The sequence below is a fragment of the Caulobacter sp. genome, assembly GCF_035254145.1.
Classification (GTDB): domain Bacteria; phylum Pseudomonadota; class Alphaproteobacteria; order Caulobacterales; family Caulobacteraceae; genus Caulobacter.
Genome location: NZ_DATFAV010000108.1, coordinates 1 through 5,902 on the forward strand (window position 1 = coordinate 1; position 5,902 = coordinate 5,902).

Below are 5,902 nucleotides of genomic sequence, written 5' to 3' on the forward strand. Positions count from 1 at the left end.
TGGCGCAGTTCCTGCCGCTTTTCCTCCTGACCCTGGTCGCCGGCGAGACAGCCGACCGCCGGACCCGCAAGCTGATCGTCGCGGCGACCCTGGCCCTGGACGCGGTCAGCGCCGGCGTTCTCCTGGTCCTGGCCCTGCTCGGCTCGCATCACCTGTGGCCGATCTTCGCCGTCTCGGTCGTGTTCGGCGCCAGTCGCGCCTTCCTTTCGCCCGCCAGCAGCGCCATGGGCCCCATGCTGGTGCCGCGACCGCTGCTGCCGCGCGCCATCGCCTGGAACTCGCTGTCCTGGCAGGCCGGCTCGATCGTCGGCCCGGCGCTGGGCGGCCTGCTGCTGATCCATTCGCCGGCCATGGCCTTCGGCGCCTCGCTGGCCCTTTATGGCGTGGCCGCCCTGCTGGCCCTGATGATCCGCCACCCGACCAAGCCCGAAACGCAGCCCGGGTCTCGCATGGAGCTGATCAAGGAAGGCCTGTCGTACGTCTGGAACAACAAGATCGTCTTCGGCTCGATCTCGCTGGACCTGTTCGCGGTGATCCTGGGCGGAGCGACCGCCCTGCTGCCGGTCTTCGCCAAGGACGTGTTGCACATCGGTCCCGGCGGCTTTGGCCTGTTGCGGGCCTCGCCCGCCATCGGAGCGACCCTGGTCGGGATCTACCTCGCCGCCAAACCCATCCGGCGCAACGCCGGCGCGATCATGTTCGCGGGCGTGGCGGTGTTTGGCCTGGCCACCACGATCTTCGGCCTGTCCAAGTTCGTCTGGCTGTCGGTCGCCGCCCTGGCCATCCTGGGCGGAGCCGACATGCTTTCGGTCTATGTCCGCCAGACCTTGGTCCAGATCGTCACGCCGGACGCCATGCGCGGCCGCGTCGCCGCCGTCTCGGGCGTGTTCATCAGCGCTTCCAACGAGCTGGGCGAGGTCGAGAGCGGCGCGGCGGCCTGGCTTCTGGGCCCGGTCGGCGCGGCGGTGTTCGGCGGGGTCGGGGCGATGGCGGTGACGGCGCTGTGGGCCTTCCTGTTCCCGGCGCTACGGAAGGCCGACCACCTGGACTGACCCTACAGCCCCGCCAGCTTGCGCAGCGGCTCGCCAGTCAGGCGGCGAATGATCCACTCGTCCATCGCGGCCGCGCCGAGGCTGTCATAGAAGGCGATCGACGGCGCGTTCCAGTCCAGCACCGACCATTCCAGGCGGCCTAGGTTCTCGTCGACGCAGCGCCGCGCCAGATTGGCCAGCAGGGCCTTGCCCGCGCCCGCCCCCCGCGCCGACGGCCGCACGAACAGATCCTCCAGATAGATCCCGTGCCGTCCAACGAAGGTCGAGTAGTTGTAGAACCACAGGGAAAAGCCGACCGGCTGGCCGTCGAGCTCGGCGATATCGGCGAAGGCGCGGGGATTTTCGCCGAACAGGGCCGCCTCGGTGTCGGCTTGCGTCGCCTGGACGGTGTCGAGCAGCTTTTCATAGTCCGCCAGATCGAGGATGAACTGGTGGATCAGGGCGGCGTCGGCGGGCGCGGCGGGCCTGATGGAAATCTTGGTGGAAACGGACATGGCGGTCTCTTCGGACTATCTGGAGTTCGTGCTGGAACAGCTCGCGCCGCTGGGCCAGATCGCCTCGCGCCGGATGTTCGGCGGCGTGGGGATCTACGCCAACGGCCTGTTCTTCGCCCTGGTCGACGACGACGTCCTCTACCTGAAGGGCGATGAGTCGCTGAAGCCCGAGTTCGAGTCCGCCGGCGCCCAGCCCTTCGCCCCGTTCGGCGACGACAAGCCAATGGCCTACTGGACCGCCCCGGTCGAGGCGCTGGACGACCAGGAACTGCTGCTGGAATGGGCGAGGAAGTCGCTGGCGGTGGCGGCGCGCAAACAAAACCCCTCTCCCAAAGGGAGAGGGCGGGGCCCGCGCTGAAAGCGTGGGAGGGTGAGAGGTCTCTTGGTCGAATATAACCCCTCACCTCCCACCGCTTCGCGGCGGGTCCCTCCTCTCCCGCTGGGAGAGGGTTCAAATCAACCGATCTTCACCCCCGGCGGCGGGACGCTGTCCTCGGGCACGAAGAAGTCCGGCATCAGGGTGGCGGCCGGGTCGACCTTGTAGCGGTCGAAGTCCCGCACGCCTTCGCCGTAAAGGAAGGTGTCGTCGATGAGGAAGTTACCGCTGAAGCTCCGCGCCGGCTTCTCGAAGATCGCGTGGGCCGCATCGGCCATGATCTCGACCGTGCGACAGTGCTTGAGCCCCTCCTCGCCGGTCAGGGCGAACTGGATGGCGGCGGTGGCGATGCCCGTGCGGGGCCACAGGGCGTTGAAGGCGATCCCGTCGCTCTTGAACTCCTCGGCCATGCCCAGCACGCACATCGACATGCCGAACTTGGCCATGGTGTAGGCCACGTGCGGGCCGAACCAGCGCGGCGACATATCCAGCGGCGGCGACAGCATCAGGACGTGGGGATTTTCGGCCTTCTTCAGATAGGGGATGCAGGCCTTCGACGTGACGAACGTGCCGCGCGTGTTGATCTGGTGCATCAGGTCGTAGCGCTTCATGTCGGTCGACAGCGTGCCGGTCAGCGAGATCGCCGAGGCGTTGTTCACGCAGATGTCGATGCCGCCGAACGTGGCGACGGCCTTCTCGACCGCTTCCTGGACGCTGGCCTCCTCGCGCACGTCGACCACCAGCGGCAGGGCCTTGCCGCCCGCCGCCTCGATCTCGGCGGCGGCGGTGTAGATGGTGCCGGGCAGCTTGGGATGGGCCTCGGCGGTCTTGGCCGCGACGACGATATTGGCGCCGTCCCGCGCCGCGCGCAGGGCGATGGCCAAGCCGATGCCGCGCGAGGCGCCGGTGACGAACAGGGTCTTGCCCTTGAGGCTCATGGCGTATCTCCGATCAGGCGCCGGCGCCGGTCGTTTCGACCGACAGGGTCCAAAGCCGCTCGGCGGCTTCGGGATCGAGGGCGTGGGGCATGACCCCGACCCACGGGGTGTCCTTGCTCCACGGAACGGCCTGGGCGCAATCCTCCAGATAGAGCCCGCCGACGCCCTCCAGTTCGTCGCCGGTCGCCGCCCAAACGCTGGTCGCCGCGCCCTGTTCCGTCGTCTTGAATCCCTCGCGGGGTTTGCCCTTCTCGTCGATCCAGCCCAGGGCCTGCTGTTCCTCAAGCGGAAGATGGCGCTGCAATGGCGTCATGATGCCGCCGGGCATGACCGCGTTGGCGTTGACGCCCTTGTCCTTGAACCGCTTGTCGAAGCCGACCGCGAACAGGCTGTTGGCGGTCTTGGCCTGGCCGTAGGCTTCCCACTTGTCGTAGGGTCGGCTGTTGTAGTTCGGATCCTCGAAATGGATCGGCGAGCGCCGGTGGCCGATCGAGGACAGCGACACCAGGCGCGATCGGTGACCCGAGTGCTCGGCGCCGTCCACCAGGCTCGGCGCCAGCAGCACCGACAGCAGAAAATGGCCGAAGTGGTTGGTGCCGATCTGCATCTCCAGCCCGTCGGCGGTGCGCGACAGCGGGCAGGCCATGACGCCGGCGTTGTTGATCAGGATGTTCAGGCGCCGATCGCCCCAGCGATGGGCGAAGTGACGGATGGCCTCGAAGCTGGACAGGTCCAGCATACCGAAGCTGACCCGCTTCATGCCGACCTCTTCGTTGATCCGGTTGGCGACCTCTTCACCGAGTTCCGGCTTGCGGGCGGCGATGATCACCTCCGCGCCGGCGTCGGCCAGGGCTCGCGCCGTCTCGACGCCGATGCCGGTCGCCGCACCGGTGACGATCGCCACCCGACCAGACAGGTCGTGGCCCGCGACCACCTCGCGCGCCGTCGACTTGGCCCCGAAGGGCGAGGTGATCCGATCCGCCATGTCGATCCTCCCGCTTATGGTCTGTCATCCCGGCCAAGCGCGAAGCGCGCCGAGCCGGGACCGCCGGACACTCTGCATCTTTTGTGGTCCCGGGTCTTCGCTGCGCTACGCCCGGGATGACAGTTTTAAACGACCTTGGTGAAGTCCGCAGGCCTGCGTTCCATGAAAGCCATGAAGGCCTCGCGGGCCTCGGCCGTCTGCAGGCGAGCGGCGAACTCGGCGCCCTCGACATCCATCAAGGCGGCGATCTTCTCGGCGTCGCGCATCAGGCGCTTGGTGACCGTCAGGGCGCCCAGCGGACGCTTGGCCAACTGGTCGGCGGCGGCGCGGGCCCGGGCGCGCAGGTCGCCCAGTTCGGCCGAGCCGTTGGCGATCCCCCAGGCCACGGCCGTACCGCCGTCGATCGCCTCGCCGAGCGCGAACATGGCGTAGGCTCGGGCATGACCGATGCGGGCGGGCAGCAGCCAGCTCGACGCGGCCTCCGGCACCAGGGCCAGGTTGACGAAGGGCACGGTCAGCCGCGCGTCGGGGGTCACATAGACGAGGTCGCAGTGCAGCAGCATGGTCGTGCCCACGCCGACCGCCTGACCCTGGACGGCGGCGACCAGCGGGCGCGTGGCGTTGGCCAGGGCCTTGAGGAAGCGCAGCACGTGCCGCTCGCCCGTGAAGGCGCCCGTCGCCTGGGCCGCGAAATCCTGCAGATCGTTGCCGGCGGTGAAGCTATCGCCCTCGGCCTGGAAGATCACGACCCGGACCGTGGGATCCTTCTCCGCCGCTTCCAGGCTGTCGGCCAGGACGCCGTACATGGCGTTGGACAGGGCGTTCTTTTTCTCGGGCCGCGCCAGGGTGAGGGTCATCACGCCAGCGTCGATCTCGACCTGAACATGGTCGGTCATTCACGAATCTCCCTTGGGGAACTTGGTCTGCAGGCAGGCGAGCCAGCGCGCGACCACATTGATCTCGTCGTCCGTGAAGCCGTCGGTCAGGTGGGCGTTGATCCCCTGGAGGCCCGCCTTGGCCTGCTCGCGCGCCGTCCGGCCCTTGTCGGTCAGGTGCAGACGCATGGCGCGGCCGTCCTTGGGATCGGCGCGGCGCTCGACCAGACCGGACCGCGTCATGCGATCGATCAGGCCGGTCATGGCCGAGGGCGCCAGGTCGAGGGCGTCAGCCGCCTCGCCGATCAGCACGCCGTCCTGGTCGCCCAGATAGAACAGCACGCCGGACTGGGCGGCGGTCAGACCGCCCTTGGCCGCCATCTTGCCCTCGATCCAGCGCTGCACGCGCCGATGGCCGGCGTTGAGCAGGAAGATGAGGCGGCGGTCGGGCGACACGGACATAGGTTCAGCCTATATTTCGCGTGCGAAATGTCAAACAACCGTTTCTAGTCCGGACTTGAATTCGTTCTGTACCAGGCGACCCCCTCCGCGTCCGTCTCGCGCCGGATCCGGCCCCGGCCGATCAGGCAGTTGAGATGCGCCAGCGCCTCGCCCGTCGCCATGCCCAGCAGATCGGCTCCGATCGGCCGGGCGAACAGGGCGCCGAAGGTGTCCACCGCCCGCTTGGGCTCGATGAGCTTCTTCTCAAGGCGTGAAAGGCCCCGCTCGTGGCCGGAGATCAGGGCGTCGATGCGCGTGTGCAGGCCCTCGAACGGATCGTTATGGGCCGGCAGCACGATCACGTCGTCCGGCACCGTCGACTTGACCTTGGCCAGCGACCGCAGCCAGTCGCTCAGCGGATCGGCGTCGGGCTCGGTCGGGAACACCGAGACGTTCGACGAGATGCGCGGCAGCACCTGGTCGCCGGAGATCAGCACGTTCAGTTCGGGGCACCACAGGCAGGCGTGGTCGGGCGAGTGCCCCTGGCCCGTCACCACCCGCCAGGTCCTGCCGCCGATCTCGAAATCCTCGCCGTCCGACAGGCGCCGATAGCTGTCGGGCAGGGCGTAGATCGCCTTGCCGAAGCCGCCGAAGCGGGCCTTGTAGTTCTCGATGGAGTCCTCGTCCCAGCCGGCGGCGTGGAAGAACTTCACCCCGTCCTCGGGCGCCGCGCGGCCGGTG

The 5,902-nt window shown here is 68.3% G+C and carries 8 protein-coding genes; 2 read left to right on the forward strand and 6 right to left on the reverse strand.

Annotated elements, in window-relative coordinates; translation table 11 throughout:
• The coding region (locus tag VJ655_RS06175) for an MFS transporter (protein ID WP_324110191.1) at positions 1–1,052 on the forward strand (1,052 nt) is incomplete at its 5' end.
• Between the two features lie 2 nt (positions 1,053–1,054).
• Here VJ655_RS06175 and VJ655_RS06180 read toward each other — a convergent pair.
• Entirely contained in the window at positions 1,055–1,546 is a 492-nt protein-coding gene (locus VJ655_RS06180) for a GNAT family N-acetyltransferase (protein WP_324110192.1), read from the reverse strand.
• Between VJ655_RS06180 and VJ655_RS06185 the strand changes: the two genes are divergently transcribed.
• Positions 1,521–1,904: a TfoX/Sxy family protein gene (locus tag VJ655_RS06185; protein WP_414646946.1), complete on the forward strand. Its 384-nt coding sequence runs from the start codon at positions 1,521–1,523 to the stop codon at positions 1,902–1,904. The genes VJ655_RS06180 and VJ655_RS06185 overlap by 26 nt on opposite strands.
• Positions 1,905–2,002: 98 nt before the next feature.
• On the opposite strand, the gene VJ655_RS06190 is transcribed toward VJ655_RS06185, so the two are convergent.
• The 5 genes from VJ655_RS06190 to VJ655_RS06210 form a co-directional block, all read right to left on the reverse strand.
• The gene (locus VJ655_RS06190; protein WP_324110194.1) at positions 2,003–2,860 is read right to left on the reverse strand and encodes an NAD(P)-dependent oxidoreductase; all 858 of its coding nucleotides are present in this window, start codon (positions 2,858–2,860) and stop codon (positions 2,003–2,005) included.
• Between the two features lie 13 nt (positions 2,861–2,873).
• Positions 2,874–3,845: an SDR family NAD(P)-dependent oxidoreductase gene (locus tag VJ655_RS06195; RefSeq protein ID WP_324110195.1), complete on the reverse strand. Its 972-nt coding sequence runs from the start codon at positions 3,843–3,845 to the stop codon at positions 2,874–2,876.
• Between the two features lie 125 nt (positions 3,846–3,970).
• Positions 3,971–4,741 carry an enoyl-CoA hydratase-related protein gene (locus VJ655_RS06200; protein ID WP_324110196.1) on the reverse strand — a complete coding sequence of 257 codons (771 nt, stop codon included), beginning with the start codon at positions 4,739–4,741 and terminating at the stop codon, positions 3,971–3,973.
• A complete protein-coding gene (locus tag VJ655_RS06205) occupies positions 4,742–5,182 on the reverse strand; it encodes a MarR family winged helix-turn-helix transcriptional regulator (protein WP_324110197.1) in 441 nt (146 codons plus the stop codon). It lies immediately after the preceding gene.
• Between the two features lie 44 nt (positions 5,183–5,226).
• Positions 5,227–5,902, reverse strand: a 676-nt coding sequence (locus VJ655_RS06210; RefSeq protein WP_324110198.1) for an MBL fold metallo-hydrolase, incomplete at its 5' end; no start/stop codon positions are given.

What these genes read in the sequence shown, in the direction of transcription:
- VJ655_RS06180 (WP_324110192.1), bottom strand. Translation starts at nt 1,546, where the DNA reads ATGTCCGTTTCCACCAAGATTTCCATCAGGCCCGCCGCGCCCGCCGAC.
- VJ655_RS06195 (WP_324110195.1), bottom strand. Translation starts at nt 3,845, where the DNA reads ATGGCGGATCGGATCACCTCGCCCTTCGGGGCCAAGTCGACGGCGCGC.
- VJ655_RS06185 (WP_414646946.1), top strand. Translation starts at nt 1,521, where the DNA reads ATGGAAATCTTGGTGGAAACGGACATGGCGGTCTCTTCGGACTATCTG.
- VJ655_RS06200 (WP_324110196.1), bottom strand. Translation starts at nt 4,741, where the DNA reads ATGACCGACCATGTTCAGGTCGAGATCGACGCTGGCGTGATGACCCTC.
- VJ655_RS06205 (WP_324110197.1), bottom strand. Translation starts at nt 5,182, where the DNA reads ATGTCCGTGTCGCCCGACCGCCGCCTCATCTTCCTGCTCAACGCCGGC.
- VJ655_RS06190 (WP_324110194.1), bottom strand. Translation starts at nt 2,860, where the DNA reads ATGAGCCTCAAGGGCAAGACCCTGTTCGTCACCGGCGCCTCGCGCGGC.